The organism is Rubricoccus marinus (assembly GCF_002257665.1).
Taxonomy (GTDB): domain Bacteria; phylum Bacteroidota; class Rhodothermia; order Rhodothermales; family Rubricoccaceae; genus Rubricoccus; species Rubricoccus marinus.
On record NZ_MQWB01000001.1, the window covers coordinates 1,403,712 to 1,430,337 of the forward strand.

Consider the following 26,626-nt stretch of genomic DNA (forward strand, 5'->3'; position numbering starts at 1 on the left):
CTACTGGCTACCGGCTACTGGCTACTGGCTACTGGCTACTGGCTCGCCAGGACGGCCTCGGCAGCGTGGCGGCCGGCGACCATCGCGCCGTTGATGCTCGCGTTGCGGCGGTGATCTCCGGTGACGAACACGCCGGAGTCCAGCGCCAGAGGCCGCTCGGGGGGCTCCAGGCTGAGAAGGTCTGGAAGCGCGTAAGTCACGCGGTCGGTCCGAAGGTGGCGCCAGCGCTCGGTCTTCGCGCCGAACCAGCCGCGGAGCTGCGTGCGGGCCGCCTGTTCGAGTGCCTCATCGGTGGCCTCTGGCGTGCCGAGAACGGACGCCGAGATCAGGGTCTGGCCATCGGGGGCGTACGTGGGCGCGACGTTGCTCATCACCTGCACGTTGTTGACTGGCCCGTTGCCCGTGCCGTCGAGCATGAGCATGGTGTGGTCCACGGGCGGGGAGTCCGCGGCCCAGTACAGGCAAACCGTGCTTTTCCGCTCCGTCTCGCCGGTTCCGGTGAGGCGCGCGGCCTCAGGCCCTTCGGTCGCGACCACGACGGCGTCGGCGTCCAGGACCTCGCCAGAGGCGAGCGTTGCCCGGCCGGCCTGGACGGACTCGACGCGCGTGTTGAACCGCATGGTCTCTGGCGGAATCGCCGTGGCGAGCTGCTCCGGAATGGCCTGCATGCCCATCGCGGGAACGGCAGCGTCGCCTTCGGAGAACATGCGGAAGTAGAACTCGAACGCGCGAGAGCTACCGACGAGCGAGGGGTCCAGGAGCACGCCGCCGAGGAAGGGACGGAAAAACTGCTCGATCATCAGATCGGAGAACCCGTAGCGGTTGCGGAGCGCGTCGATGGTGGTCGTCTCTGGGCGCTCCCAGAGGTCGTCCACGATGCCGGCGCGGACGGACTGGCGCAGGTTGAGCACGCGCAGCTTGTCCGCAAACGTGCCGACTGGAGAGAGGGCGGTGGGGAGTGCCGCCAGAGGCTCACGGAACGGGTCGGAAACGGTCGCGAAGGCCGAGCCGAGCCACACTTCTGCGCCCGGCGAGAACGGCTGGAGGTCGAGCGCGTCGAGATCGAGCACGCGTTGGACCTCGGGATAGGAGGTCAAGAGGACCTGGAAGCCGCGATCGAGGCGGAAGCCCTCGACGACATCCGTTCGAACGCGACCCCCGATGGCATCGGAGGCGTCGAGGACGGTGACGGTCGCGCCAGAGGCGAGCAGGGTGCGGGCGCAGCACAGACCAGAAAGGCCGGCGCCGACGATGACGACGTGCATAGAGGGGGTGGGATGAGAAGCGTCGGGGACCGGTTCGTCTCGTAGTGGTCGGGCCTCTGGCGCCAGAGGCTTTGACGAGGTGGGACTTACTGGGCTGTGCCGTAAAGGTGGCCGAGGGCGGCGTCCAGCGTCGGGTAGGCGTACCGGAAGCCGCTGGCGCGGAGGGCGGCGGGGACCATGCGGACGCTTTTGAGTGCGATCTCGCGCGCGGCCTCGCCGCCGAGAGTTTTGAGAACGGGTGCCGGCATCCGGCCCAACGTGGGGCGTCCAAGCGTCCGGCCGAGGGCCTTGACAACTACCTTGGACGGCGCGGGCGTCGGCGCCGAGAGGTTGACGGGGCCTCTGGCGCTGGAGCGCAAGAGGTGGTGGAAGGCGTAGAGCGCGTCGTCGAGCGCGAGCCAGGGCCAGAAGGCGGAGCCGTCGCCGGGCCAGCCCGCAAGGCCAAGTTGCGCCAGAGGCCCGAGCGTGGCGAGCATCCCGCCGGCGGGGGAAAGGACGAGCCCGATGCGGGCGTGGACGGTCCGGATGCCGGCCGCTTCGGCGTCGGCGGTTGCGGCCTCCCAGGCCTGGCAGACCTCGGCGAGGAAGCCCGTCCCGGGCGGTTCCGACTCGGTCGTCGGGCGCGAGCCGGTGTGGCCGTAGATGCCGCTGGCGGAGGCGGAGATGAACACCTCAGGCGGCGTGGGCAACGCCGCAAGGGCGCGCGAGAGGAGAAGGGTGCCGCGCGTGCGGCTCTCCCAGATCCTGCGCTTCTTGGCCGTGCTCCACGGGAACCCAAAGACCGGCTCGCCCGCGAGGTGGATCACGGCCTGGGGCGCGAGCGCGGCGAGCCCATCCACGTCGATCTCGCCAGAGGCCGGGTTCCAGAGAATGGCGCGCTCGTTCTCGCCGCGATCCCACGTGCGGAGGTCTTCGCGAGAGCGCACGAGCCGCACGATGCGGTGACCGCCGCCGCCGAAAAAGGCGCAGAGGGCGCTGCCGATCAGACCCGTGGAGCCCGTTATTGCAATGGTCCACGGCTCGCCGTCCCATGCCGCGTGCCTCGCGAGGTCCTCCTGCGTAACCCGGTGGCGGTAGCCGAACATGCGTTCCAACTGGCCTCTGGCGATACCGCCGCCGACCGCGGTGGAGACGGGCGCCAGAGGAAGGGTGTAGGTCACGTCGTCCTCCAACTCGGAGGCCTCGGGGCCGCGGGGGATGGCGCGGTGCACGTGCTCCCACGCCGCGAACGGCCCGCTGATCTGCGTGTCCCGGAACTCGCAGGCCGCGTCGCCTTCGTCGCAGGCTCGGCTGTATCCGTGGTGCTCGGCGGTCCACCGGATGGCTGCGGGACCGACGCCCAGACGAATCACGGCGCGGTCGCCGGGCTGGATGCCGTCGAAGCGCTCCAGCGATACGTCTTGCCAGGGAGGGGAGAGGCGCGCAAAGGCGCCGGGCCGCTCGTGCCAGTCAAAGAGCGTGGCAGCGGAGACGGGGACGGGGGAGCGGGCGACGAAGTGGGACATGTCTCTTCAGGGGGGCGTGAGGTACGCCTGTTTCTGCGCTGCGGTCCCGGCCTCTGGCGCCCATGTGTCAAGCGAACGCCCCGCCTCTGGCGGCGAACGAAGCGGACCTGAGCATCCTTCCTCAGCTTGGCCTCTCAGTTCACGCGGCCTGAGCCAGCGCCGCCCATTTGCGCACAGGGAGGCGCAGGCTCGCCAGAGGCGCCTGCGGGTGCTTTGATTGCCGGTGGGCGCTTTGCTGCATCGTGCGATCTACACCGGGATACACAGCGGTACCATCCAAGAAGAGGTACGGTGATAGCTCTGCCTCGCTATCGGTTCTGCTGCGCTCCTTACCACCTTTGATGACTTCTTTCACAGTGACGAAGTGGATCCTCGCCGTCGGATCGTGCATGGTGCTCATGTCCTGTACTCGGCCGAACGCGCGGGACCTCGGCTGCGATGTGGCGCTCGATACAACGTTGGTCGACGGCCCCGTTGAGCACGGCGTTTGGCTGGTAGCCGACTCGCTCTACCTCTTCGGCGGGTTTCGGCCCTTCAACCCCTCGGTTTGCGTTCCTCTCTGGGCGGCGACGGGGTTGGTCGAAGGATCGTGTGCGCTCGCGGAAGTGCCGGTCCCCTTCGCGGTGCGCCAGACGGGGAAGGACGACACTCTCCATGTCATCAAGGGTGGCCAGACGTTCGCGTTCCAACTCGACGAGGCGTACTGCAGCGACTCCGAGTGGTAGCGAGCTCTGCCCAACCCCGCGCGGCAGAACCTGCCGCTGTAGACTGACCGGGGGCGGCAGCGTTCTTGGGCCATTTAGCACCGGCGCCTACCTTCGCTTCGGGCCTCGGCGGCATTCTTCGCCGTCGCATTCGGCGCCGTGGTGCTATTGGAGATCGGGACTGGTATGGCGATCAAGCCTCAAGGGTGGAGACCTATCGACGATCGAAAAAAGGAGCCAGGCCACTACTGGTTCATCATCGCGTTTCACACGGCAATGATCACATGGGCTACATGGTCCTTCTAACCGTGCCAGCGAACTCGCGTCGGCGCTTCGGTGAAGGCATACGGCGCATTCGCCCTGTCCGGCCTCTGGCGCCAGAGGCCGCACGTGGCCGAGTGACCCCGCTCTAGCGTAGCGTCACCGCCCGGGCGGTCTCCACCGTCTCGCCAGTGGCCTCGTCCATTACCGCCAGCGTGAGCGTGTACGCGCCCGGTCTCTGGCGGCTCGCGTCGAGCAGGAGCGGGATGCCGGCATCGGCGGAGGGAGAGGACGCGTCGATGCGCACGGCGACGCCGCGGCGGCGGCCCCGGCCAAAGAGCCCGCCGATAGCCTGGACCACGCCTGGGCGCCCGTCGTCCGGCACGAGCGCCGCCTCGACGCTGTAGCGCGCCAGCCCGTCGCGCACGCGCAGTCCGTAGACCTCGGCGTACACCGCGACAGGGTCGCCAGAGGCGAAGACGGCCTCTGGCGTGGGGCGGATGATGGCGTCCCCGCGGCGGATCTCGCCGGGCTCGGGAGCGCGCCCTTCGTCCACACTCGTGGCGAGGAGCAGGCCGGAAAGCTTGAGGCCCGTCCCGTAGTCCCAAGCGATCTGCCGCTCGCGCACCCACCCGCCTTCGTCGTCCTCGCCGGCTACCTCAGAGACGACAGTCACTTCGCCCGGCGGGACCGCGAGCGTCGTCACGAACGTCCGCGTGGCGCCAGAGGCGCCGGATTCGATAGCGGTCTCGGTCATAGCCTCTGGCGTGCCGTCACGAATCGCGAAGACAGCGCTGCGGATGTCCGCGTCACGGTCGGCCTCCAGTCCGGTCACGACGACGAGGTCGACCATTCCGTTCGCGCCCTTGAATCCCGTGGTGAGGACCGCCAGAGGCCACGAGGTGGGCGGGACGTACTGCGAGGCGTCGGGCATCTCGCGCCGCAACCGCTCGTCCTGCTCGATGTAGTCGTCGGCGTCGGCGCTCGCGGAGGCGGAAAAGGCGAGTGAGGACGGGGCGTAGATGGCGTAGTCGCCGCTCCAGTAAGGGTCGGTGAACACGTAGCGGGGGCCGTCGGCGTACTCCCAGACCACGAACCGCGGCGAGCCCATCACATCGCCGCCCTGCGTGACGTGCGCGTCGCCGGGGTAGAACGGCTCGCTGAGCGTCGCGCGGTCCTCTGGCGCGCCGTAGCGGATGTAGATCTCGCCGCGCGTGGCGCCTCGTCCCAATTCGGTGGGCCAGCCGAACAGGCGGTCGGCTTCGGCGACGCGCGCGCGGTGCTCCAGCAGGCGCTCGTTTTCGTCGGTCAAGAGGCGCACGTCCTGCTCACGCCAGAAGCGCTCGGCGTCGCGCGGCGGGTCGTCCGGGCGCACCCGCGCGGGGTCGTCCAGGTCACGGCGCTCGTCCTCGGTCATCGCGGCCATCGCCACGTCGAAGGCGCCAGCGGCCTCTCGCGTCCGGCCCAGCCGGAACAGCGCGACGGCGCGCAACAGGTCGTCCTCTTGCGCCTCGCCCAGCGCGAGGAGCGCGTCGAATTCGCCCTCGGCGATGAGCAGCCGCGCCAGAGGCCACGCGTAGGTCCCGCCGCCGTGGCGGACGGCGGCATTCAGCGAGCGGCGCGCCTCGCGGAGGTCATCCTCCATGCCGGGCTTGCCGAGGATCGGGTACGTCGCGCGGAGGCCAGCGAGGTCGTAGCGGCCGCCGCGGTTAAATCTGACCTCTTGCGTGCGCGTGCCGGGGCGGTAGTTCCGGCGGTCGTTTCGGCTCAGCACGTCGCCATGGCGCATCGCCACGTCCCCGAAGCCGCCGCCGACTTTGATAAAGTCGCGGTCGAAGAGGTAGTCCTCCAGCCTCTGGCGCCCAATCTCGTCGTGCGCGATGGCGCTGGTGGAGTCCAAGCGCAAGAGGCGCTCGGCGGAGCGACGGCGCGCGATGCGACGCGCGAACGGAGGCCGTGCCGTGAGGCCGACGCCGCGCTGCTGGAGTTCGAGGCGGAGTTCGAGGAGCGGTACGTCCTCTGGCGAGCCGTCCAACGCGCGGCCGGCTAATCTGTACGCCGCACCGTCGTCGCCACTGGCGATCAGCGCCCGAGCCTCGGCCAGCACGCGAGAGGCCTCCTCGCGCGGCTGCGCAAAAGCAGGGACGGCGCCGAACAGGACGAGAGCAACGAGAACACGCATGGGGCAAGATCGAGCGCGAGCCGTGAGACCGCGAGTCCCAAACGACGGCCCCGCCAGAGGCCGCCCGCCTCTGGCGTCAGGCGAGAACCGGCGCCGCCTCCCGGGCCACCACGCGGTCTCCCAGAGCCTGCGCCGCGAAGCACACGAACCCGATCCAGATCACATCCGTGATGAGCAAGTGCGAGACCTGCATCCACAACGGCGCCAGCAGCCACACGTTGAGGGCACCAAAAGCCAACTGGAACACGAACACGCCCGCTACAGCCTTGCCGATGCGCGTCGCCAGAGGCCTCTCGCGAGAGGCCCACACGGCGAGGGCCACAAGACCGAAGACGACGAAGGCGAGCGTGGGGTGCAGGATCCGCAGGCTCACGAGCGTCTCCACCAGCGCGTGCTCCTCTGGCGAGAGCCCGCCGACGAGCACGAGCGTGTCGCCCAACGCCGTGATCGCGCCAGAGGCCCCGAGCACGATCAGCCCGAACAGCGCCGCGGCGATGGACGCGCCTCTGGCGCCCGAGCCGAGCCACCTTGGCAGCGGCCTGTTGCCCGCGCCCCAGGCGGTCAGGGTGATCCACGCGAGCAGGATAAACGTGTTGATGAGGTGCCCGGCGATCCAGAGCGCCCGTGCCGTCCGCGCGTCCAGCGCTACGTATTCCAGGAGCACGAGCCCTGCGCCGATCGCGCCCTCGATGATCATAAAAACGACCGAGAGCACCGCGTAGGTCCGCACTGCCGCGCCCCTCGGGAACGCCCGCCACACGAACACGGCCATCGCGAGCACGAGCGGCAGCGCGAGGCCACTCGTCACGCGGTGCCCGAACTCGATGATGGTGTTCAGGCTCGGCGCCATCGGCACGATCTCGCCGTTGCACGTCGGCCAGTGCGAGCCGCATCCGGCGCCCGCGCCCGTCGCTCGCACGACGGCGCCCCAGAGGATCACGAGAACGGTGTAGCCCAGCGTGATCCACGCGAGCCGCGCGGCGCGGCGCTGCCGGTCTAGAGTGTGGCGGTCCATGTCCCCAATAGCCTCTGGCGCGCGCGGGGATCCCACACGCGGCCCGATTCGAGGCGCCTTCGCCAGAGGCCTCTGGTGAGGGCGAGGATGAACCCACTCGCCGGCTACCGGACGTCCAGAACGACCACGCACTCGGCCTCTGGCGTGCCCTCCCACGGCACGCCGTAGACGAAGCGCACGCGGTACTCGCCCGCGGCCGACGCGCGAAGTGCGAACGCTTGTAGGTCCTCACCGCCGTCGGCCTCTGACGCGCTGCGTGTGGGGAGCGCGTCGGCGCGGAGCGTTGGTGGGAGGTCCTCCGGCCGCCACGAGCGGCCCGTTCCCAGCCGCGCGGAGCCCTCCACGGTGATCGCCATGCCGACTCTCGCGCGAACCGGCCCGATGGTCTCGCCAGCACGGAGCACCACCGTCTGGGAGGCCTCTGGCGAAACCGCGGCCTCTGGCGCACGGGCGCGGGGACCCCCGCCAGAGGCCCCGCACCCGCCGCACCCGATGGCGGCGAGCGCGAGGCCCGGGAGTAGCAGGGACGCTGCGGGGCTCATCCGAAGATGGAGCGCCAGAGGCTGCGGAAGCGCCGCGCGAGGCTTTCCGAGCCTTTGATGTCGCGCATCGGCCGCACCCAGACGGTGTAGCGCCCCACGTTGTTGGAGCCGTACTTGATCCACATGTAGCCCTGCTCGCCCCAGCCGGTGCCCCAGGAGTTCTTCATGAGCCACGCTCCGCGCGCATCGTCCCACCCGACAAGCGTGACGGCGTGGTTGGACCGCCCGCTGGGATAGTTGGAGGCGGCTTCAGAGAACGTGCCGCTGCTGTACGCCTGGAACGCCGGCGTTGCGAACACGCTCGCCGTGACCGGGCCGTACCGCGCGATGGCTTGCTTGATGGCGCGGGTCTGAGGCGAGGAAGGGGAAACGTTGTTGCTCGTGGCGTAGCCCCACAGGTAAGAGTCGTAGGGGCGAGCGAGGCCGCGGCGGCAGGTCCCGTTCCGGGCGGTATACGGCGCGGTGGAGGCGTCGGTAACTCCCTCCGTCAGCATCCTCGCATACACGTCCTGCTTCCACCCGCCATCGCAGGGCCGGCGGCCGGAGCGGACCGAGCAGTCCATCGCGTCCTGCTCGGAGACGTGCACGTTGCGCTGTGAGCTTCCGTAGCGGCGCACCCACGCGCCTTCATAGGCGTCCACGGCGGAGAAGGCCCAGCAGCTACCGCAGCTGCCCTGGTTAACGACCGGGGTCATCACGCCCCGCGAGCGCCAGTTGAACGCGCCCAGCTCCGCGATCGCGTCGACGGAGTACGCGGGGGACCGCAACAGGCGCTCGCCGCCGGCGCTCTTTAGGACCTCGTCGCCTTCCGCGAGGCTGCGCTGGTACTCCTCGTACTCCTCGGGGAACTCGTCGCGCATCACCTCGATGGCTTCCTTGACGAACTCATTTTGCCGCTCTGCAATGCGCTCGGCGTCGCGGGGCTCGATCTCGCCTGCGAGGTCTTCCAGCTTGCGGTCCAGCGCTGTGGTGTAGCCGACCATGTACCCGTCGGCTTTCTCGTTCAGCTGCTGAAGCTGCTCCCGGATCTCTCCAGGGGCCTCTTCAAGGCGCGATTCGTACCACTTGGGGGTGCCCTCTTCCTGCGCGGAGGCGGGGAGGGCGAGGAGGACCACTGCGAACAGCGCGGTCCATCGGAGTAGCTGCATATACGTAGACATCGGATTGTGGGGGCGGTGAGACGGAAGGGGAGAGAGGTGGGGCCCTGCATCGGATACAGCACCGCGCGCCCGATCCCGTCACGCCAGGCCTCTGGCGCCAGAGGCCTGCAAGAGGTAGCGCCCACTCAGAACCGACTGATAATCCGAGTGTTGACGGGCACCCTTTCGCCCGCACGCGCATGACCCGCTTCCATCCGCTGGCCCTTTTCGCCCTGCTCGCGCTCGGCACCTCGGCACAGGCTCAGGTCGACATCCGCGCCACTGCCTCGGTCGGCTTCGCGGCGCTCAACAGCGCCAGCGGCCTGGGCCCATCCGTCGGGCTAGAGTTTTGGCGCCCGCTCGGCGGAGGGCGCCTGATCGGCGCGGCGCGTTTGGGCGCCACAGCCGTCGACCGCAACGCAATCGCGGAAGGCTACGCCTACAACGCGTCGCTAGAGTCGTGCACCGATACGGCCTCTGGCGCGGACGTAGATGCGTACCTCTGCAACCCATCGGGGATGTCCGGCAACGAGTTTCTGGGCGCCTACAGCGCTGAGGTTGCCTTTGCACCCGGTCGGCTGCCTCTGGCGCTGGGTGCCGGCGTGCGCTACGCCGAGGAGATGGACGCCGTAGTGGGGAAGGGCACCGTAGCGCGTCCGTTCGCGACGGTCCTTTTCTACGCTCCTCTCGGCCCGCAACTAAGACTGATGGCTCGCGCCAGAGGCGGGATCGACCTTGCTGAGGCTCACGCCGGGCTCGCGATCACGTTCTAGACCTCCGGCGCCACCTAGCCCACTCGGCTCTGCGCGCATCCTACGCTGAACGGCTCAGGAAGCCGCATCGCCGCCAGAGGCCGTGTGGCCTGACGGTAAGTAGCTCACTGCTTCGCGCGGGACGTCTTTGTTGCGTGCAGGCGGACCTGCCTCTCCGCCCTATACAAGAGAACGCCACGTCCCAGCGGAACGCGGCGTTCTCTACAGCTACGAGAGCCTTTAGTCCAAGATCTCGCCGTCGGGACGGGTGTTGCCGCCTTCGTGGCCGTCACCGCCGGTCGAGGCAGCGAAGTACTTGAACAGGAGGGAGAGGATGCCGTACATAACTCTGAGAGAGGGTGGGGATAGCAGTATAGCACGGAACAAAAGAAATACACAACAGCCGTTTGATAGTGCGCCTCGTGTGGTCGATACCCCTAGCGTGTCGTTCCAACATGCGCTCGCCTCATGCCTCCCAAACACGCGCTCACGCTGAGCCTCGTCGTAGCCGTCGCTGCGATGGTGGCGGCCGCCGTGATTCTGCTGAGGCCATCGCCTGGGATCGAGGGCAAGGAGGCATACGAGTCCTCTGAGACCGCCATTCACCCTGTCGACTTCCTACCAGTCGACCGTAGTGACGAACGGGGAGCCGCTGTCTTCTCCGTGCGGTTCAACCCGGAGGAGCACGGCGGGCACCGCCAGTCGTGGGATGTTGAGCAGGCCGCAAACGGGCTCATATACGTGGCCAACTCAGACGGCGTCCTGGAGTACGACGGATCCGCGTGGCGGCTTCTTCCGGTGCCCAATTTTCGAGCGCGGGCCGTCGTCGTAGGGGGAGATGGCGTCCTTTACGTTGGCGGCGAGGGGACCATCGGGGTTCTCGAACCGGACTCGCTCGGGCAAATGGCCTATCGCGAGATCGCAGGAGGCGCAGACTTGGCCGATGCCACTGTCTGGACAGCGGTACCAACGGATCGCGGCGTGCTCTTCCAGACGTTCGGTCAACTGATCGCTGCTGAGAACGCGCGCGTGGTTGATGTGCAGCGTGCTCCGACCGGTCAGCGCTTCCACAAAGCGTGGTCGGCCGCCAACGTGGCCTATGTCCGGCTGGAAGGAACGGGTTTCCTCACCTACGAGGATGGCCGCTTGGACAGCGTCCCCGGAGGGCACAACGTCGCCGACCTTTCGGTCCGCGCACTACACGACCTGGATGGTGATCCCGGTGGCACACTATTGGTCGTAACCGATAGCGATTTCTATCACCTCCGTCCCGAGACGGGGGCATTTACAAACGTCCCTTCGGAGGCGTCTGCTGCACTGCAACAAACGAGAGCGTATCACGGGTGCAGTGTGGGCCCCCCTCAAGATGGCGCGCTCGCCGTGACCACAAAGGGCGGAGGGCTGATCGTGGTGTCTGCTACTGGAAGCGTAGTCGAGAGGATCGGGAGGGAAGCAGGACTCACTCCGGACGACCTCATCCTTGGTTGTACGACGGACGATCAGGGAGGCCTATGGCTGGCTCTCTCGAGCGGGATCGCCCGCATTGATGCAGCGGCTCCCCTGACACGGTTTGATGCGGATCGGGGTCTCAAGGGAGCGGTCTACAGTGCGGTTCGATACAACGGGCGGATCTACGCCGCAACGGATCAAGGGGTATATCGACTGATGCCCTCCTCAGGCGAGGCGCCAGCAGTATTCGAACCCGTGTCGGCTTCGGATGGGGAGATCGTTCAGGCATGGGGGTTCCTGAGGAAGGACCCCGGTATGCTCGTCGCAGGGACAGGAGGCGTGTTCGCCATCGACGGGTTGGTTGCAACACCGGTACTTCCCGAGACGGCCTTCGCCCTCGCCAGCACGAATAGCGAATCCGAGTCCTTGACCTACGTCGGGCTCCGATCTGGGATTGCGACCTTGCGGTTCACCAGCGGAGCGTGGCGGGTGGACGCGCGCACCCCCGGCATAACGGGTGAAGTGCGATCTGTGAAACCCATCGAGGGCGGTGCATGGGTAACAGAGGCCGGGGGGCGCCTGTATCGCATCCGAGAGGATGGCAGCGTGATCGCCTCGTACGGTCAGGAGGACGGCGTCCCCCAGGGCTTGGCTTCGGTCCTATCCATACACGACTCCCTCTCTGTGCTTGCCGAGTCAGGGCCGTTCGCGTTTGGCGTGAGCCCTTTGAGCTTTACGCCGATGCGCTCGCTGTCTGCGGCCATCGAAAATGTGGTCGGAAGCCTTTCGGACGGGTACGTCTTGCGAACGGACCCTTCCGGGCGTGTATGGATCGCCGGGCGCGAGCAGATGCAGGCAGTTGTAGCCCGTGGCGACGGGTGGAGAGACGCCACGCCTCCCGCTCTTCGTGGTGTCGGCGGAGTGATGGACGTTCTGGATGACGAAGGGACCCTTTGGGTCTCGACCGCATCGGGGTTGCTACGCCTCACAGGGAGCGGAAGCGGCCGCTACGCGGCCGTGCCTAGTGCTCGCGTGAACGCGATCGAGGCGGACGAAGACATTCCTTTCACGAGCCGCAGCGCGACGGTTCCGTACGGGCAGACCGTCCGTTTCCGCTTTGCTGCCACCGCCTTTCAAGATCCCGCCCGAACCCTGTACAGCACCCAGCTCGTCGGGCACGACGACGTGCGCAGCGCGTGGCGAGACGAGAGGTTCCGCGAGTACACAAACCTCTCGCCGGGCACCTACGTGTTTCGCGTGGACGCTCTCTCGGCTCAAGGCATCCGAGCCCGGCCGGCAGTTGTCACGGTTACGGTACCGGCGCCGTGGTACCTGAGCGTGTGGGCCGCGATGCTCGCAACGCTTTTCGCCGGTTTGGCCGTGGCAGCCATCGCGTGGTCGACCAGTCGGCACCACCGGCTCCGCGCTGATGGTGAACGCCTGCGGGCCGATGAACTCGACCGCCTCAACGCCCAGCTTCGCCACGCCGACGAACTCAAAGACTCTATGCTCGCCAACACGAGCCACGAGCTCCGCACGCCTCTAACCGCGATCCTCGGCTTCTCGGAGATCCTCACCGATCACGACGACGAGGAGGTGCAGGAACTCGCCGATCACATGCTCTCAGCCGGCAACCGGCTTCTCCACACCGTCAATGACCTGCTCGATGTCGCCCGTCTCCGTTCGGGTAAGGTGGACCTCTCGCCCGTAGAGGTCGACGTGGCAAGGGTGGCCCGCCGCGTCGTCGCAGAACTTGCGCCTCTGGCGTCGCAGAAGGGCCTCGCGCTCGCCGTGGTCCCAGCAGGGCTGTCGGTGATTGCAATGCTCGATCCCGACGCGTTTGCGCGTGTCGTCACCAACCTCGTCTCCAACGGGATCAAGTTTACCGATCGCGGCTCCGTCACCGTATCGATCGACGCGAGCGAGGGGGATGTGCGCCTCCAGGTGACCGACACCGGCCGCGGCATCGACGCGGAGTTCCTCCCGCGCCTGTTTCAGACGTTCGAGCAAGAGTCCACCGGCTACGGACGGTCTGCCGAAGGCAGCGGCCTCGGCATGGCGATCACCGGACAACTGGTCGACCTCATGGGAGGCACGATCGCCGTGGAGAGCGAGCTGAACAAGGGCACGACGATCCGTGTCCGTATCCCTGCAGAAGCGACCACCGGTCCGTCGGACCCGCACAGAGTGGATGCGGCCTCGGTGTCGTGATCGGCTTGCACGGCTGTGTACGGCCTCTTGCGCGAGGGCACTCTTAGGGGATCTATGCCGAGCCTGGCATACCGGTAAGCCACCCCTCGGGCCTCTGGCGCCAGAGGCCTGAGCCCGAAGGCACGTGCGTCCGCTGGAACCGGCGGCATGATGCCCTAGCGGCGCAGTCTTCGACGGCACGCCCAGAACCCTCCACGCCAGAGGCGGTATCGTGCGGCCCTTCCCCGACGTTATGCACGAGATCACAGACCATCCCGCTTTCGCCTTCGACCGCGCCGAAGGGGGCGTCGAGGCGTACCGGCACACGGCCAACGGCTTGACCGTTCTGCTCGCCCCGGACCCCAGCGGCGAGGCCGCACCGCCCGTCGCCGCCTTCCAGGTGACTTACCGCGTGGGCAGCCGCAACGAGGGCGCGGGGCTGACCGGCGCGACGCACCTCTTGGAGCACCTGATGTTCAAGGGGACCGACCGCTTCAACCGCGAAAAGGGGACGAGCGTGTTCCAGACGCTTCAGAGCATCGGCGGCAGCATCAACGCCACGACGTGGTACGACCGGACCAACTACTACGCCGTCCTTCCCGAAGCGTACCTGCCTCTGGCGGTCGAGGTCGAAGCCGACCGGATGCGCGGCGCGCGCGTGAGTGACGAGGACCTGGCGAGTGAGCGGACTGTGGTGCTCAACGAACTGGACCGCGGCGAGAACGAGGCGTTCCGCAAGCTGCTCCATGCCGTGTTCGCGTCGGCCTTCCACGCGCACCCGTACGGCCACCCCGTGATCGGCTGGCGCTCGGACGTGGAGACGGTCACCGCCAGCGGCCTCCGGCATTTCTACGACACCTACTACTGGCCCTCCCGCGCGACCGCGAGCGTTGCGGGGCGCTTCGACCGCCGCGCGGTTCTGGACCTCTTGGACGAGCACTTCGGCGCGATCCCGCGCGGCCCCGAGACCGCGCCAGAGGCCGAGCCTCTGGCGGACATCGTGGACTCGGTTACGCGCGAGCCGGAGCAGCGCGGTGAGCGCCGCACGAGCGTCCGCATGGCGGGCGAACTGGGCTCCGTCCTGCTGGGCTACAAAGCGCCGCCCGGACTCAGCGAGACCTCGGACGCCCTCGACGTGCTCGTGCAGGTCATGACCGCCGGGAAGTCCTCGCGCCTGTTCCGCCGCCTCACCGACCGCGGCCTCACGACCAGCGCGTTCGCCTACTATCCGCGCCTTCGCGATCCCGGCCTGTTCCTCCTCTACGGCAACCTCGCCGCCGACGTGGAGCACGCTGAGGTAGAAGCCGAACTCAAGGCCGCTCTTGCCGAGATTGCCTCTGGCGGGATCACCGAGGCCGAGATGGAGCGCGCCCGCCGCCAGGTGATCGCCGACGAGGCGTACGGGCGCGACGGGCCGCACGCGATCGTCGCTCAACTCAACGAGGCCATCGCCGTCGGCGACTGGACGCTTTTCACCCGCTACCGCGAACGCATCGAGGCCGTCCGGGCCGAGGACGTGCAAGCCGCCGCCGCCGCCATCGCGAGCGACGACCGGCTGACCGTCGGGCATTACCTCCCGGACCCCTCCTGAACATGTCCGACCTCTCTATCGCCTCTCGCGTTGCCGTTCAAGACGCGGGCGCCGCGCGCGTTCTCGCGCTGCCCACCGGCATCCGCGATGTCGTCTCCTTCCGCGGCTCCTTCCACACCGGCCCGGACCTGGGCGCGAACGACGACGTGGTCCAGGACCTCGTGACCGACGTGCTCGACAAGGGCACGCGACACCGGGACCGCTTCGAGATCGCCGAGGCGCTCGAAGGCCGCGGCGCGCGCCTCTCGTTCTACTCCGACGGACTCCGCGCCGGGTTCGCGGGCCGTTGCCTCCGCGACGACCTGGACGACGTGCTCGCGCTTCTAGCGGAGCAGCTACGCGAGCCGGCGATGGACGACGACGAGATCGACAAGGCCCGCCGCAAGACCATCGCGAGCGTCCGCCGCGCGACCGAGTCTACCGGCGCGATGGCCTCTGGCGCCTTTTCGCGCCGCCTCTACGGGCCCGCGCACCCCAACCATGTGCTCTCGCCCGAAGACGAGATGGCGACACTGGAGGCGATCACGCCAGAGGCCGTCCGCCGCTACCACGCCGAGCACTTTGGCAGCGACGACCTGTTGGTGTCGTTCGTCGGCGACGTGGACCCGGAGCCGCTGGCGACGCGCGTGCGGGAGGCGCTGGGAGCATGGCCCGCGCACGGCCTTACGGCGACGTTTGTCCCGTCCGCGCTGGCGCCAGAGGCGGCACGCGAGACGGTGCCGATGACCGACAAGCAGAACCTCGACGTCCGCCTCGGCCACGCGTTGCCGATCACGCGCGCGGACGACGCGTTTCTGCCGCTGTTCGCGGGCGTCTTCGCGCTCGGCGGCAACTTCTCCGGGCGCCTGATGCAGACCGTTCGCGACGAGCAGGGCCTGACCTACGGCGTCAGCTCGCGCATGGGCGGCGTGGCGGTGGAGCACGATATGGACGTGCGCGTCGCAATCTCGCTCAGCCAGGAGAACCTGGACCGCGGCATCGAGGCCACACGAGCCGTTGTCGACGAGTGGGCCTCTGGCGGGATCACCGAAGAGGAACTGGAGCGTACCCAAGCGACGCTTATCGGGCAGCACGCGGTCGCGCTGGCGACGACGGGCGGGGTGGCCGCGCGGCTGCTCGTGAACGCGGAGCGGGGCTTCGACCTGTCGTACCTGGATCGGTACGTGGACCGAGTGGGGGCGCTGACGGCGCCAGAGGTCTCGGCTCACATTCAGCGGTTCGTGGACCCGGAGCGGTTCGTACAAGTCGTGGCAGGATCTGTTGTTAGGTGATGCGGGATGAGGGGTCTAAGGGTTTCCCTTACCCCCGTCCCTGTGCTAGACCGCCGAAAAGTCGTTCACCGTATGTGCGCCAACGTGATGAGCCTCGCGAACGACGCTGCGAGTGCCATCGCCATCCAGGCCGCATCCCCGGTCACGGCTGGGTTTCCTTCGGCTGCCACCGATACCGCATCTCTCAACACGCTCGTCCCGAGCCTCAAGACGGACCTGAACACGTGGTACACCGCGTGGAGAGGCAAAGAGCCCATCGAGCCGCCAGAGGCCGGGTTCCTGGGCGTTTTCGGCACCTCGACCAACTTCTCGGCGGCGTTGGGGGCGGTCACGCCCATGATGCGCATGGTTCGGAACGACTACGTGTACGCCGGTAGCCTCGCGATGGCGTACGAACAGCTGTACTCCGTGGGCCTGGCGCTCAAAGTCACCGCTCCGGGCTTGGACGCTCTCGCGATGACCGGTCTGGAGAGCATCATCCCCGTGGTCCGCAGCCTGTCCGAGACGATGTGCCGGGTCACGATCCGCGACCTCCACAACCAGGACGGGTCTATTGGCATGTCCATCGCGACGGATGCCGTGACCGATACGCAGGCCGCGTGGTCAGCCTAGAGACGCGGTGCCGCCAGAGGCCCCGCGCGCCTCTGGCGGCGTAGGCAGAGGCGCACCAATTCGCGAGAGCCGACGTTGGGGTGCCTTCGCCTCCGTCCCCGCATGACACGCCTTCGGCCGCTTCTCGCCTGCATTTTTGCGCTGTGCATCGCCGCGCCTCTGGCGGCGCAACCGGTGCGGTTCGAAGCGGAGATCGTGGACGCTGACGACGGCACGCCGCTCCCCGGTGCGACGGCCCAGGTGGAGGGGACAGACCGAGGGGACGCCTCGGACGCCAGCGGCCGCGTGGTGCTGACGTTGGAGACGCTACCAGCCGACGTCGTGGTTCGGTTCGTGGGCTACGCCAGCGCGACGCTCTCCCTCAAACCCGGCGACGCCCGCGATGGCGTCATCCGGCGCGTGGTTCGGCTCTCGCCCGCGCCGTACGTCATGGGCGAGGTTGCGATCAGCGCCGAGCCTCCGGGCGAGCGCATCTGGCGCCGCGTCCTGGCGCGAAAGGCAACCCTCGCGCGCCAGATCGGCAGCTACTCCGCCGAGGCGTACACCCGCTTTTTGCTCGTGCGAGACGGGCGCTTGGACGTGAGGCCGGTCCCGATCCGGCTTTCCGAGTCGCTCTCCAACCTCGCGTGGCTCCCCGTCTCGGGCCTGCGCGAGGAGATCGTGGCGCGCAGGCGGCGGCCGGACGGAGGCCCATTCCGCTGGGCCGACCAGGGGCCGATTCCAGATCTCCTCTTCGAGGACTGGCTCTGGCTGGACGGGCAGCGCATCCTCGGCCCTGGCCACCCCGACGCGATCCGCCACTACGCCTTCCGCCTGGGCGAGACCGTCGAAGTCGACGGGATGCGGATGCTGGACTTCGCGATCGTGCCGCGCGGACCGGGACTCCTAGCGGGGCGCATTCGGGTTGTGGACTCGCTCTGGGTCGTCTCGGAGGCCACGCTTCGCGCGTCCATCGGGGCCTCTGGCGCGGCGGTGCAATCGTTCGATGCCGAGCACCGGTGGACGTACGAGCCCGTGTGGGCGGGCACGGCGCTGCGTGATTCGCTGTGGCTGCCAGCTGCCTACGTGCGCGAAGGGCGCGTAGACGCCGGCGTGTTGGGCATGGACTTCCCGGCCGTCCGGTTCCGCCAGAGGTCGCAGGTGTCGCTCCATCGCGTTGGGGGAAGCGGGGCGGACGTTTCGACCACGCAGCGTTTTTGGAGCCCCGCCGGGGTGTACGGAGGGAACGACCCGTACCGATTCGCGAGGCGGTCGATGCCGCTCGACAGCCTGGAAGTCCGGGCCGACACGTCGGCGCTGTTGGGGCGCGTCGAACTGAAAGAGATGCTCAAGCCCCAGGAAGGGATCGGCATCGGGATTTTTGGAATCCAACTCGGCGGGCTCCGCGGCTTTAGCGTGGAAGGCGAGGACGACTGAGCCTCTGGCGCCAGAGGCCCTGGTCTAGGCGTACTGCGCGGCGAGCTCGGCGAACTCCATCTCGAAGGCGTCTACGAGGGGGTGCGGGTCCGACGCGTACGCCTCGTCCACCGCCACGCCGACACGGACGTTGTCGTCGTAGCTGAGGATGGAGAGGCCGAGGCCGATGTCGCCGGCCTGGGGCACCCAGAACATGAGCTCGCGGACGGGCGCGCCGAGCATGTGCATCTCCTCAGTCGGGCCGGGCACGTTGGTGACCACCGCCGAGGCCTTGGACGCGAACATGTCCACGACGAACTGGTGGCCCCAGCCGGGCGCCTTGCCGATGGACTGAAGGATGCCGTAGACCACGGCCGGCTGCTGCGAGTCCTTGAGCGCGTTCATGCGCTCTTTCAGCAGCCGCAGCCGCTCCAGCGGGTCGATGGTCCCGACCGGCAGCGTCACGAACACGAGCGAGAACGCGTTGCCCATGTCGTACGGGCGGTCGGCCGGGCGGACGTTGAACGGGACGGCGACCCGGATCTCGACGCCGCGGACCGAGTCGCCTCTGGCGATGAGATAGCGGCGGAGCGCGCCCGTCGCGGTCGCCATGAGCACGTCGTTGACCTTGGAGCCTGTGGCCGCGCCGATGGCTTTGATGGTGGGCAGCGGGATCGCGCGGGTCCACGCGGCGCGCTTGCGCGGCGATGCCTCGCCCTTGAACACGGTCTCGGAGTCCTTCGGCATCGTCAGCAGGTGCCCCAAGGAGCCCACGCCGCCACCGACGGTTTTCAGCCGGCGCCAGAGGTGCGCGGGTTTGGTCAGCAGGTCCACCGTCTCCTCGACGGCGCCTCTGGCGGTGCGCGTGACCCGTTTCGCCAGAGGCTTCCTCGGCGGCTTCGCGGGCGCCAGGGCCGTGCCGGGAATCTTGGCGGGGTCGAACCGTTCATCGCACATCGAGAGGAGCACGGGCATCAGCCCGAGCCCGTCGCCGATCACGTGGTGGAGGCGGATAACGAAGGCGCTCGCGATCTCGTCGTCCACGTCTTGGACGAGGTGGAACGTCCAGGGGGAGCGCTCAAAGCTGAGCGGCTGGCTCATGAGGTCGCTCACGAGCGCTTCCAACCCTCGGTGTCCGCCAGGAGCGGGGAGTTCGATGGGGACGAGGTGGTCGTCGAGGTCGAACGTGTCGTCCGGCACCCACTTCGCGCGCGCCGAGTCCGGGTTCTCGATCCGCATCCGGAAGCGGTTGAATGGCACGAACCGCTCCATCAGCAGGGCCTTCGCGTCCTCGTGCGTCATCCGGCTCCCGAACGCGATCACCCCTGTGATGGTCATCGGGTTGTCGGGCTCTTCCATGCGCAGCCACGCGCCGTCGGCGGGGCTGACAGAGAACGGCTTCGGGCGGGGGAGAGGCACGGCGGCGCGGAGGAGATGGGGCCGTGAGTCTACGACGGCGCCTCTGGCGTGTCGAGCGCCGGCACGTCTCGGCACGGGCCAGCCGTTCGCGCCAGAGGCCATCTAGGCGGCTTCCCGCGTGGCGAGCTGGCCGCAGGCGGCGTCGATGTCCTGGCCGCGGCTGCGGCGGACGGTCACGCGGACCTCCTCGCGCACGAGCGCGCGAATGAAGCGGTCCAACTCGGCCTCTGGCGGCGAGGTGAAGCCCGTCCCTTGGACGGGGTTGTACACGATCAGGTTGACCTTGGACGGCGCCCATCGCGTGACGGCGGCGAGGTTGCGCGCGTCCTCGTCGGTGTCGTTCTGGCCCGCGAAGACGCAGTACTCGTAGGTGACGCGCTCGCCGGTCAGGTTCCAGTAGTGACGGATGGCGTCGCGCAAGGCGCCGAGGTCGGTCTTTTCCGAGCGGTTGACGGGCATGATCGCGCTCCTCTGCGCGTCCGTCGGCGCGTGGAGGCTAACGGCGAGGCGGAAGCCGGGGATGGCGCCAGAAGCCTGCCCGTCCGCCACCTCGCGGATGCGGCGCGCGAGGCCGACGGTGGAAACGGTCACGCGCCGCGGCGCGAGGCCGAGCCCGTCGCGGATGAGCCCGACGCTTTTGGTGACGGCGCTCATGTTCTGCAGCGGCTCGCCCATGCCCATGTAGACGACGTTGCTGAGGCCGCGGCCATACGTCTCGTGCGCGAGCGCGTCCAGGTGCTGCGCTTGGGCGGCGATCTGGCCGGCGGTGAGGTTCTCCTGGAATCCCATGCGGCCGGTCGCGCAAAACGTGCAGCCCATCGCGCAGCCGACCTGCGAGGACACGCAGGCCGTGAGGCGGCGGGCGCGGCCGGTCTCCTCGTCTACGTCCGGGATGAGCACGGCCTCCACGGCGCGGCCGGAGGGGAGGCGGAGCAGCGTCTTAATGGTCCCGTCGGTCGCCGTCTGGCGGCTCGTCTCTTCCAGCCGCCCGATCTGCGCCTCGGCGCCGAGCCTCTGGCGCAGCGCCAGAGGCAGGTTCGTCATGGCGTCGAAGGAGCGGGCGCCCTTTTCGTGCATCCACTCGAAGAGCTGCCGCCCCCGGTAGGCCGGCTCGCCGATCTCCCGCATGAACGCGGTGAGTTCGATCTGGTCGAGGGCGAGGAGGTCTGGGGGCGCTGGCATCCCATAAGAACGCCTCTGGCGCCAGAGGCGGGGTGGATGGGGCGCGGATCGGGTGTGAAATGGCGCCAGAGGCCGCGGCCGAGTGCGGCGTTTCGGCCGCGACGCGAGAGGACGACGCCGGAGCTAGGGCGGCGTTTGGACAGCGGCCGAGGCGATTCGTGCTTGCGTTCTCGTTTGCGCAGGCGTTCCTTCACATTCCGCTTCACGGATGTTCTGACGCATGAAGTGCGGAAACTGTCGCTTCATGCCGCCCAGCTTCCGCCTTTTGTCCCGATTCCGGACTTCATCCGGCACTCAGTGCCGCTGAAGTACTAGTTAGCCGTACTCTTGCTCGAACCGTGAGCGAATCCACTCTCCGCCGAACCGTCCGCATTGTCGCCAGCCTCGCGCTCGCGGCGGGACTCTTCGGAATGCTCTTCTGCTTCCCGTTTTTGTGGTCGGCAAATATGGAAGACCTCGTCGGCGCAGGCTTCCCTTTCGTGGGCGGCGCAGTCCTCTTCGCTTCCGGCCTCGTCGCGCTGGCGCTCACCATCGGCAAGAACTCTACGGGCGCTCCGTAGGCTGGGAGTACGGCTAACCCGCCGCTGCAAGCCGACCCTAGGCGCTGGCGCTCTCAGTCCCAGTGGGGCACCAGCGCTTCCGTAGCTTCGATTCACCGCCGCGCCCTCAACCTAGGGCGGTTGAGCGGCCCTCTGTTAGGCCGCACTACTAAGCAGAACAACCCTCAATCCGTTCAATGGACGCGCAGACTCAAAAGTGGGGGCGCGGCTGCTTGGGCCTCGGCTTTGGAACCGTCCTGGTCGGCTCCGTTCTATCGAGCTTCCATCCAGCCGCACTACCTCTGATCGCCAGCTTTGCGCTTGGCTTCGCAATCTGGAAGATGCTAGACACGCGGCTCGCTTGGCCGACCGCGATTGCCGGAGGCTTCCAACTCGTCGAGCGGGACAAGAACCCTTCCAGCTACTGGCTAAGTGTCTCAATTGTGAGCTTCATGTTTCTGATCGCGCTCTCGCTCGCTGTTTACTCCTTCTTGTAACTCCGTGCGGTCTAACCCGCCGCTGCAAGCCGACGATGGGCTCCAGCGTTCTCGGCTCGTCCAAGCACCGGCGCTACTTTCGCTTCGATCCGCTCTCGTGCCCTCAGCCCTTCGCGGTTGAGCGGCCATCTGTTATGCCGCCCTCGAACCGTAGCGGTCGGCTCTGTGACCAGCGGCTGACAGAGCGGAGTGCGATCTTGGGATCTCTACCCACCCCTCCTCTCTGGTCATGGAAACTGCACCTCGCCGCGTCGTCGTCTCGGAATTCGTCTCGCTCGACGGCGTGATGGAAAACCCGTCCTGGACCGCGCCCTACTGGAACGATGAGATCGCCACGTTCAAAGGAGAGGAGGACTCCACCGCCGACTCCCTCCTCCTCGGGCGCGTGACGTACGAGATGTTCTCAGCTGTCTGGCCCACGTCCGAGGACCCCGGTGCCCCACGCATCAACTCGCTCCACAAGCACGTCGCCTCGACGACATTGACCCAGGACGACCTCGACCGGGTCGGCTGGAACGCGACGCTGCTCGAAGGCGATGTCGCAGAGGCCGTACGCACGTTGAAGCAGGAGCCGGGCGGGGACCTCCTCGTGTGGGGGAGCGCCGAGTTGGCCCGGACACTGATCGCTCACGACCTCGTGGACGAGTACCGGCTGATAGTGTACCCCGTTGTGCTCGGGGGCGGGAAGCGTTTGTTCGGAACTGAGGCCGCGACGCTGGACCTCGTTGAGACGCGGCCGTTCAAGTCCGGTGCGACCGGGCTGGTGTACCGGCCCGCTTCTCAGGGGGCGGTATAATCGCGCACTGCTATGCCGGCTTACGAATCCCGATCTATGATCCGCTCCCTCCTCCTAGGTCTGGGTCTGAGCCTCTTAGCCGGGTGTGGCGGACCTGCCAGGGTGGAGCAGGCCGGACAAGGCGGGGGCGCTGTCAGGGCCAGCCTTGGTCAGGTCGACCCCAGCGCGCGCTATCTGTTCTACCTGCACGCCAAGGTCATCGAGGAAGAAGGGCTACCCGCCATCAGCCCCGAGCACGGCGAGTATCAATACGGGGCGATCTTGGACCGCCTCGCTCGCTTCGGATTCGTCGTCGTCAGCGAAGTCCGGCCCAAAGACGCCCCTTCCGGGTTCTACGCCCAACGGATCGCCGCACAGGTCGACTCCCTTCTCGGCGCGGGTGTGCCCCCGGAGCACGTCACGGTCGTCGGAGCCTCGAAGGGGGCGTACATCGCGGCGCTCGTGTCGCATCGGGTCTCGGTCCCGAGCGTGCGCTACGTCCTCCTCTCGATGTGCGACGCCGAGACCGTGGCGTACATGATCGAGCAGGGGACCGACCTTCATGGCGATGTGCTTGCACTCCGGGACGCAGCCGACACGCCGGACCTCGTGGGCTCGTGCGAGGACTTGTTCACGTTCTCCCGCGAGATCGGGCGGCACGACGAGTTCGTGGTCGACGTAGGGACCGGACACGGCATCCTCTACCAGCCCCTGGATGCGTGGGTCTTCCCTACGGTACGGTGGGCACAGGAGCCAGAGTGAAGGGGTGCTCCACATGTAGGAGCGACGCATAACTCACCGCTGCAGGCCGACCCCAAGCGTCAGCGTTCTCGGTTCCAACGGACCTCGGCGTATCCTGCGCTCCGATCCACCCGCCAGCCCTCAGCTTTGGGCGGCTGAGCGGTCACCTGTTCTACCGCATCCCAACAAATGGAGCCAAACGCCCAAAGGCAGGCACGGTCTGCTCCTCCGTGCTTCGGCCTCATCAGCACCATCTGGGGTGTATTCGCGGCAGTAGTGATCGGTACGCTGGCTGGCCGAAGCGAGATCGTCGCGCTCATTGTCATGGTGGGCGTTCCGTGGAGCGTCTACGCGATTGACAAAGTGCGCAAATGCGAAGGGCGCTTCCCTGACCGCGTTTACGACCGGCTCGACGAACCGGGGCTTTACTGGTTCGCTCGGGCGTCTGCCGTCTGGGCCGCAATCATGTTGCTGTGGGGTGTTGTAATCGTCGTGGATATGCTCTTCAATGATGGGGGGATGACTGGCGTCCAGATGCGGTAGAACCCACTGCTGCAGGCCTCCCGCGGACGGAGTCCGCACTCGGCCTAGCTCCATAGCGCTACGCCAGAGGCCTCTGGCGCGCTGGTCCATCTCACGTGCACACGCGCGCCGCTGGCGCCAGAGGCTCAGTCCTCGCTCGGCTGGATCGCGTCCCGCACCACGAACAGCGGGTACACGAACGCCGCCACGGCGGCCGGGAGGTAGAACAGCACGAGCCGCCAGACCGCCGCCGTGAGACCCAGGATGCCCGCGCCCACAAACGGCGCGTGCAACAGCGCAAACGTGGCTTCGGCGGCGCCAGCGGCCCCGGGCGTCGGTGCGGCGCTGCTCACGGCGTAGGTCATCCAGCCCAGGAGCCAGAACAGCAACGGCTGGAACGGTCCGCCCAGCGCCGCGATGACGACCGTCGCGACCGAATACCGGGCGGTCCACTGGATGGCCGTCAGCAGGAACGTGAGCGCGAACGGGCCTTTGCCGCGGGCGGCTACGAGCGCGAACGTCCGCCGCACGTCGCGCGCGCCGCGCACGACGGGCCGCCGCAGCCGCGCGCCGAGGCGCAACGCGCGACCGCGCCAGAAGCCACCGAGCCGGCCTCTGGCGGCGGCGCGGAACAGCGCCCAGGACAGCAGCCCCAGGGCCACACCCGAGCCCACGATGATCACCGCCGGGGCGTCCACGCCCCACGCGAAGCGGCCGAGCGCGCCGCGGATGGCCTCGTCCTCGCCGGCCGACGAGAACGCGAGGGCCGCAGGGATCGCGAGGGCGATGAAGAGGATGTCTTGGATGCCCTCCACGGTGAGAAGCGTGGCCGCCGTGCCGCCGGGCACGCCGTGGCGCGTCGCGAGCGCCCACCGGATGCTGCCGCCGCCCACGGCCGTCGGCGTCACCGCCGAGCCCAGCACGCCGCCGGCGTACAAGCGAAACGCCGTCCAGAAGCGCAAGGGCCGTCCCACGAACCACGACCACACGGTCATGCGCGCGCTCTGCGTCAGCCACGGGACGGCGCTGAGCCCCAGCACGAGCCCGAGCGTCGCTAGAGGCACGTCGGCCAGCGACGCCAAGAGCGCGCGGTCGGTCGTCGCCAGGGAAATGGCGACGTTGGCCGCGACGCCGATCGGGATCAGGATCGCGGCGGCGCGGAGAAGCGAGCGGACCGGGGGCATGGGGAGGGGAGGGCGGCCTCTGGCGCCAGAGGCAGGGCTAACTTCGCGCTCCCCTCACCCCTAGATATGTCCGAGACCGCCACCGACCGCCACGAGGAAGCCACACGCCTCGTCGGGCGCCTCTCTAGCCGCATTCGCACCGTTCCGCCCTCGGGCATTCGGCGCTTTTTCGAGATCGCCGCCACGATGGACGACGTGATCTCGCTCGGCATCGGCGAGCCGGACTTCGTGTCGCCGCAACCCGTGATCGAGGCGGCCAAGGCCAGCCTGGACGCCGGGCGTACGGGCTACACCGCCAACCTCGGCCTCGCCGAGCTGCGCGACGCCATCGCGGGAGAGCTCAAAGACTTGCACGGCCTGGAATACCAGTCCAACGAGATCGTCGTCACGATCGGCGCGAGCGAGGCCATGCTGATTGCGATGCTGGCGCTCGTGGACCCCGGCGACGAGGTGCTGATCCCCGAGCCGTGCTTCGTGAGCTACGGCCCGAGCGCGTTCTTCGCCGGCGGCGAGGTGGTCTACGTGCCCACGCGCGCCGAAAACGATTTCCAGGTCACCGCCGCCGACATCGAAGCGCGGATCACGGACAAGACCAAGGTTCTCTTCCTGGGCTACCCCAACAACCCGACGGGCGCCGTGCTCCGCCAGGAGACGATGGAGGAGATCGCCAAGCTCGTCGTCAAGCACGACCTGTTCGTGATCTCGGACGAGATCTACAGCCGCCTGATCTACGGCGAGGCGTTCGAGCGCGGCCACGTGAGCGTGCCGGCGCTGGAGGGGATGTGGGAGCGCACGATCTTGCTGGGCGGCTTCTCGAAGAACTACGCCATGACCGGCTGGCGCATCGGCTACGCCTGCGCGCCGCGGCCCATCATGGAGGAGATGTACAAGGCGCACCAGTACGTCGTCATGAGCGCGCCCACGATGGGGCAGGTGGGGGCGCTGGCCGCCATCCAGCATGCGCAAGAGGACGTGGAGAACATGCGCCAGAGCTACGACGCGCGCCGCCGCTACATCGTGGACGGGTTGCGCGAGGCGGGCCTGCCCACGTTCGAGCCCGAGGGGGCGTTCTACTGCTTCCCGGACATCACGAGCACCGGCCTCACGTCCGAGGAGTTCGCGCAGCAACTGCTGATGGAGGAGAAAGTGGCGTGCGTGCCCGGCGGCGCCTTTGGCCCGAGCGGCGAGGGCTACCTCCGCTGCTCCTACGCCACGAGCATGGAGAACGTACAGGAGGCCACCAAGCGGATCGCCCGGTTCGCGCGGAAGGTCCGGGGCGATGCCTAGCCCTGCCCTCCGGTCGCTCGCGGTTCTCGCGCTCCTGCTCCTGGCCTCTGGCGCCAGAGGCCAGCGGGTGTACCTCGGCGACGCCGTTGACCGCTCGTTCGCGGTTTCCGCTTCGGCCGCGTTCGCGCAGGGCGAGGCGGCGCCAGGCGCGAGCGCGGTGGTCTCCGCCACGCGCTGGCTGGACGTGCAGGCCGGCGTGGTGCGGCTTCCGGATGATCGGTTCACGTCGTTGTTCGCGAGCGCCTCGGTCTGGCTGAGCCCGTCGGGTCCGACGCGGGCGAGCGTCTCGGGCGCGGTGCAAACGCTGCCGCAACGCGATGGGGAGTACCTGCTTTCGGTGACGGGCGGCGCTGGCTTCCCGCGCCCGATCGCCTCTGGCGTCTCCTTCGTGCCCCAGGCCGCCATGACGCTATCCACGCCGACCAAGGGAGGCCTGGCGCCAGAGGCGACCTTCTCGGGCGCGGCCGGCCTGACGCTCGAGACAGCGGGGGGCCACATTGTCCTAGAGCCCTCTGTGGCCTACGCGGTGGTGAGCGAGTCGCTGGCGGGCGCGGTCTCGCTCGGCCTGGTCGTTCCGTTTGAGTAGCGCGCGGACTCGCGCCAGAGG

The 26,626-nt window shown here is 68.1% G+C and carries 23 protein-coding genes; 14 read left to right on the forward strand and 9 right to left on the reverse strand.

Going from position 1 to position 26,626, the window contains the following annotated elements:
• Positions 1–35: 35 nt before the first annotated feature.
• Together BSZ36_RS05780 and BSZ36_RS05785 are read right to left on the reverse strand one after the other, a co-directional pair.
• The gene (locus tag BSZ36_RS05780) at positions 36–1,265 is read right to left on the reverse strand and encodes an NAD(P)/FAD-dependent oxidoreductase (protein WP_094546896.1); all 1,230 of its coding nucleotides are present in this window, start codon (positions 1,263–1,265) and stop codon (positions 36–38) included.
• 86 nt (positions 1,266–1,351) lie between these two features.
• Complete coding sequence (locus tag BSZ36_RS05785) at positions 1,352–2,770, reverse strand: TIGR01777 family oxidoreductase (protein ID WP_094546898.1); 1,419 nt, start codon at positions 2,768–2,770, stop codon at positions 1,352–1,354.
• 341 nt (positions 2,771–3,111) lie between these two features.
• Here BSZ36_RS05785 and BSZ36_RS05790 point away from each other — a divergent pair, with 341 nt between their 5' ends.
• The gene (locus BSZ36_RS05790; protein WP_094546900.1) at positions 3,112–3,495 is read left to right on the forward strand and encodes a hypothetical protein; all 384 of its coding nucleotides are present in this window, start codon (positions 3,112–3,114) and stop codon (positions 3,493–3,495) included.
• Between the two features lie 388 nt (positions 3,496–3,883).
• Here the strand turns inward: BSZ36_RS05790 and BSZ36_RS05795 are convergent, their stop codons facing one another.
• The 4 genes from BSZ36_RS05795 to BSZ36_RS05810 all read right to left on the reverse strand — a co-directional run bounded on the left by BSZ36_RS05795 (position 3,884) and on the right by BSZ36_RS05810 (position 8,622).
• Complete coding sequence (locus BSZ36_RS05795) at positions 3,884–5,917, reverse strand: GWxTD domain-containing protein (protein WP_094546902.1); 2,034 nt, start codon at positions 5,915–5,917, stop codon at positions 3,884–3,886.
• 76 nt (positions 5,918–5,993) lie between these two features.
• Positions 5,994–6,968: a COX15/CtaA family protein gene (locus BSZ36_RS05800; protein ID WP_218827576.1), complete on the reverse strand. Its 975-nt coding sequence runs from the start codon at positions 6,966–6,968 to the stop codon at positions 5,994–5,996.
• A 68-nt stretch (positions 6,969–7,036) separates the two neighbouring features.
• Positions 7,037–7,474: a protease inhibitor I42 family protein gene (locus BSZ36_RS05805; protein WP_094546906.1), complete on the reverse strand. Its 438-nt coding sequence runs from the start codon at positions 7,472–7,474 to the stop codon at positions 7,037–7,039.
• A complete protein-coding gene (locus BSZ36_RS05810) occupies positions 7,471–8,622 on the reverse strand; it encodes a C1 family peptidase (RefSeq protein ID WP_179271041.1) in 1,152 nt (383 codons plus the stop codon). Before BSZ36_RS05810 ends, BSZ36_RS05805 begins: the two co-directional genes overlap by 4 nt.
• A 191-nt stretch (positions 8,623–8,813) precedes the next feature.
• Between BSZ36_RS05810 and BSZ36_RS05815 the strand changes: the two genes are divergently transcribed.
• The 6 genes from BSZ36_RS05815 (at position 8,814) to BSZ36_RS05840 (ending at position 17,894) form a co-directional block, all read left to right on the forward strand.
• Entirely contained in the window at positions 8,814–9,386 is a 573-nt protein-coding gene (locus tag BSZ36_RS05815) for a hypothetical protein (RefSeq protein WP_094546910.1), read from the forward strand.
• Between the two features lie 447 nt (positions 9,387–9,833).
• On the forward strand, positions 9,834–13,025 hold the full coding sequence (locus BSZ36_RS05820; protein ID WP_094546912.1) for a sensor histidine kinase: 3,192 nt from the start codon (positions 9,834–9,836) through the stop codon (positions 13,023–13,025).
• Positions 13,026–13,257: 232 nt separating this feature from the next.
• A complete protein-coding gene (locus tag BSZ36_RS05825) occupies positions 13,258–14,595 on the forward strand; it encodes a M16 family metallopeptidase (protein WP_094546914.1) in 1,338 nt (445 codons plus the stop codon).
• 2 nt (positions 14,596–14,597) lie between these two features.
• A complete protein-coding gene (locus tag BSZ36_RS05830; RefSeq protein WP_094546916.1) occupies positions 14,598–15,866 on the forward strand; it encodes a M16 family metallopeptidase in 1,269 nt (422 codons plus the stop codon).
• 87 nt (positions 15,867–15,953) lie between these two features.
• The gene (locus tag BSZ36_RS05835; RefSeq protein WP_143536780.1) at positions 15,954–16,478 is read left to right on the forward strand and encodes a hypothetical protein; all 525 of its coding nucleotides are present in this window, start codon (positions 15,954–15,956) and stop codon (positions 16,476–16,478) included.
• Between the two features lie 102 nt (positions 16,479–16,580).
• Positions 16,581–17,894, forward strand: a complete 1,314-nt coding sequence (locus BSZ36_RS05840; protein WP_094546920.1) for a carboxypeptidase-like regulatory domain-containing protein — start codon at positions 16,581–16,583, stop codon at positions 17,892–17,894.
• A 24-nt stretch (positions 17,895–17,918) separates the two neighbouring features.
• Here the strand turns inward: BSZ36_RS05840 and BSZ36_RS05845 are convergent, their stop codons facing one another.
• Positions 17,919–19,292 (reverse strand): wax ester/triacylglycerol synthase family O-acyltransferase, encoded by a 1,374-nt coding sequence (locus BSZ36_RS05845; RefSeq protein ID WP_179271042.1) that lies wholly within the window; start codon positions 19,290–19,292, stop codon positions 17,919–17,921.
• Between the two features lie 102 nt (positions 19,293–19,394).
• Positions 19,395–20,474, reverse strand: coding sequence for a dual-specificity RNA methyltransferase RlmN (rlmN, locus tag BSZ36_RS05850; protein ID WP_094546924.1), 1,080 nt, complete (start codon positions 20,472–20,474; stop codon positions 19,395–19,397).
• A 338-nt stretch (positions 20,475–20,812) separates the two neighbouring features.
• On the opposite strand from rlmN, the gene BSZ36_RS05855 reads away from it, so the two are divergent.
• The 5 genes from BSZ36_RS05855 to BSZ36_RS05875 all read left to right on the forward strand — a co-directional run bounded on the left by BSZ36_RS05855 (position 20,813) and on the right by BSZ36_RS05875 (position 23,569).
• On the forward strand, positions 20,813–21,034 hold the full coding sequence (locus BSZ36_RS05855; protein ID WP_094546926.1) for a hypothetical protein: 222 nt from the start codon (positions 20,813–20,815) through the stop codon (positions 21,032–21,034).
• A 320-nt stretch (positions 21,035–21,354) separates the two neighbouring features.
• Entirely contained in the window at positions 21,355–21,510 is a 156-nt protein-coding gene (locus BSZ36_RS19290) for a hypothetical protein (RefSeq protein WP_179271043.1), read from the forward strand.
• 229 nt (positions 21,511–21,739) lie between these two features.
• Entirely contained in the window at positions 21,740–22,306 is a 567-nt protein-coding gene (locus BSZ36_RS05865; protein ID WP_094546930.1) for a dihydrofolate reductase family protein, read from the forward strand.
• Positions 22,307–22,567: 261 nt separating this feature from the next.
• Positions 22,568–23,047, forward strand: coding sequence for a hypothetical protein (locus BSZ36_RS05870; protein WP_143536781.1), 480 nt, complete (start codon positions 22,568–22,570; stop codon positions 23,045–23,047).
• Between the two features lie 255 nt (positions 23,048–23,302).
• Complete coding sequence (locus BSZ36_RS05875) at positions 23,303–23,569, forward strand: hypothetical protein (protein WP_143536782.1); 267 nt, start codon at positions 23,303–23,305, stop codon at positions 23,567–23,569.
• 125 nt (positions 23,570–23,694) lie between these two features.
• Here the strand turns inward: BSZ36_RS05875 and BSZ36_RS05880 are convergent, their stop codons facing one another.
• Positions 23,695–24,732 carry a lysylphosphatidylglycerol synthase domain-containing protein gene (locus BSZ36_RS05880; protein ID WP_094546936.1) on the reverse strand — a complete coding sequence of 346 codons (1,038 nt, stop codon included), beginning with the start codon at positions 24,730–24,732 and terminating at the stop codon, positions 23,695–23,697.
• Positions 24,733–24,798: 66 nt separating this feature from the next.
• On the opposite strand from BSZ36_RS05880, the gene BSZ36_RS05885 reads away from it, so the two are divergent.
• Together BSZ36_RS05885 and BSZ36_RS05890 are read left to right on the forward strand one after the other, a co-directional pair.
• Entirely contained in the window at positions 24,799–26,019 is a 1,221-nt protein-coding gene (locus tag BSZ36_RS05885) for a pyridoxal phosphate-dependent aminotransferase (RefSeq protein ID WP_094546938.1), read from the forward strand.
• A complete protein-coding gene (locus BSZ36_RS05890; protein ID WP_094546940.1) occupies positions 26,012–26,605 on the forward strand; it encodes a hypothetical protein in 594 nt (197 codons plus the stop codon). The genes BSZ36_RS05885 and BSZ36_RS05890 overlap by 8 nt, the downstream gene beginning before the upstream one ends.
• Positions 26,606–26,626: the final 21 nt, after the last annotated feature.

Coding starts and splice junctions, on each gene's coding strand:
- BSZ36_RS05780 (WP_094546896.1), bottom strand. CDS start 1,265: ATGCACGTCGTCATCGTCGGCGCCGGCCTTTCTGGTCTGTGCTGCGCC.
- BSZ36_RS05785 (WP_094546898.1), bottom strand. CDS start 2,770: ATGTCCCACTTCGTCGCCCGCTCCCCCGTCCCCGTCTCCGCTGCCACG.
- BSZ36_RS05790 (WP_094546900.1), top strand. CDS start 3,112: ATGACTTCTTTCACAGTGACGAAGTGGATCCTCGCCGTCGGATCGTGC.
- BSZ36_RS05795 (WP_094546902.1), bottom strand. CDS start 5,917: ATGCGTGTTCTCGTTGCTCTCGTCCTGTTCGGCGCCGTCCCTGCTTTT.
- BSZ36_RS05805 (WP_094546906.1), bottom strand. CDS start 7,474: ATGAGCCCCGCAGCGTCCCTGCTACTCCCGGGCCTCGCGCTCGCCGCC.
- BSZ36_RS05810 (WP_179271041.1), bottom strand. CDS start 8,622: ATGCAGCTACTCCGATGGACCGCGCTGTTCGCAGTGGTCCTCCTCGCC.
- BSZ36_RS05815 (WP_094546910.1), top strand. CDS start 8,814: ATGACCCGCTTCCATCCGCTGGCCCTTTTCGCCCTGCTCGCGCTCGGC.
- BSZ36_RS05820 (WP_094546912.1), top strand. CDS start 9,834: ATGCCTCCCAAACACGCGCTCACGCTGAGCCTCGTCGTAGCCGTCGCT.
- BSZ36_RS05825 (WP_094546914.1), top strand. CDS start 13,258: ATGCACGAGATCACAGACCATCCCGCTTTCGCCTTCGACCGCGCCGAA.
- BSZ36_RS05830 (WP_094546916.1), top strand. CDS start 14,598: ATGTCCGACCTCTCTATCGCCTCTCGCGTTGCCGTTCAAGACGCGGGC.
- BSZ36_RS05835 (WP_143536780.1), top strand. CDS start 15,954: ATGAGCCTCGCGAACGACGCTGCGAGTGCCATCGCCATCCAGGCCGCA.
- BSZ36_RS05840 (WP_094546920.1), top strand. CDS start 16,581: ATGACACGCCTTCGGCCGCTTCTCGCCTGCATTTTTGCGCTGTGCATC.
- rlmN (WP_094546924.1), bottom strand. CDS start 20,474: ATGCCAGCGCCCCCAGACCTCCTCGCCCTCGACCAGATCGAACTCACC.
- BSZ36_RS19290 (WP_179271043.1), top strand. CDS start 21,355: ATGCTAGACACGCGGCTCGCTTGGCCGACCGCGATTGCCGGAGGCTTC.
- BSZ36_RS05865 (WP_094546930.1), top strand. CDS start 21,740: ATGGAAACTGCACCTCGCCGCGTCGTCGTCTCGGAATTCGTCTCGCTC.
- BSZ36_RS05880 (WP_094546936.1), bottom strand. CDS start 24,732: ATGCCCCCGGTCCGCTCGCTTCTCCGCGCCGCCGCGATCCTGATCCCG.
- BSZ36_RS05885 (WP_094546938.1), top strand. CDS start 24,799: ATGTCCGAGACCGCCACCGACCGCCACGAGGAAGCCACACGCCTCGTC.
- BSZ36_RS05890 (WP_094546940.1), top strand. CDS start 26,012: ATGCCTAGCCCTGCCCTCCGGTCGCTCGCGGTTCTCGCGCTCCTGCTC.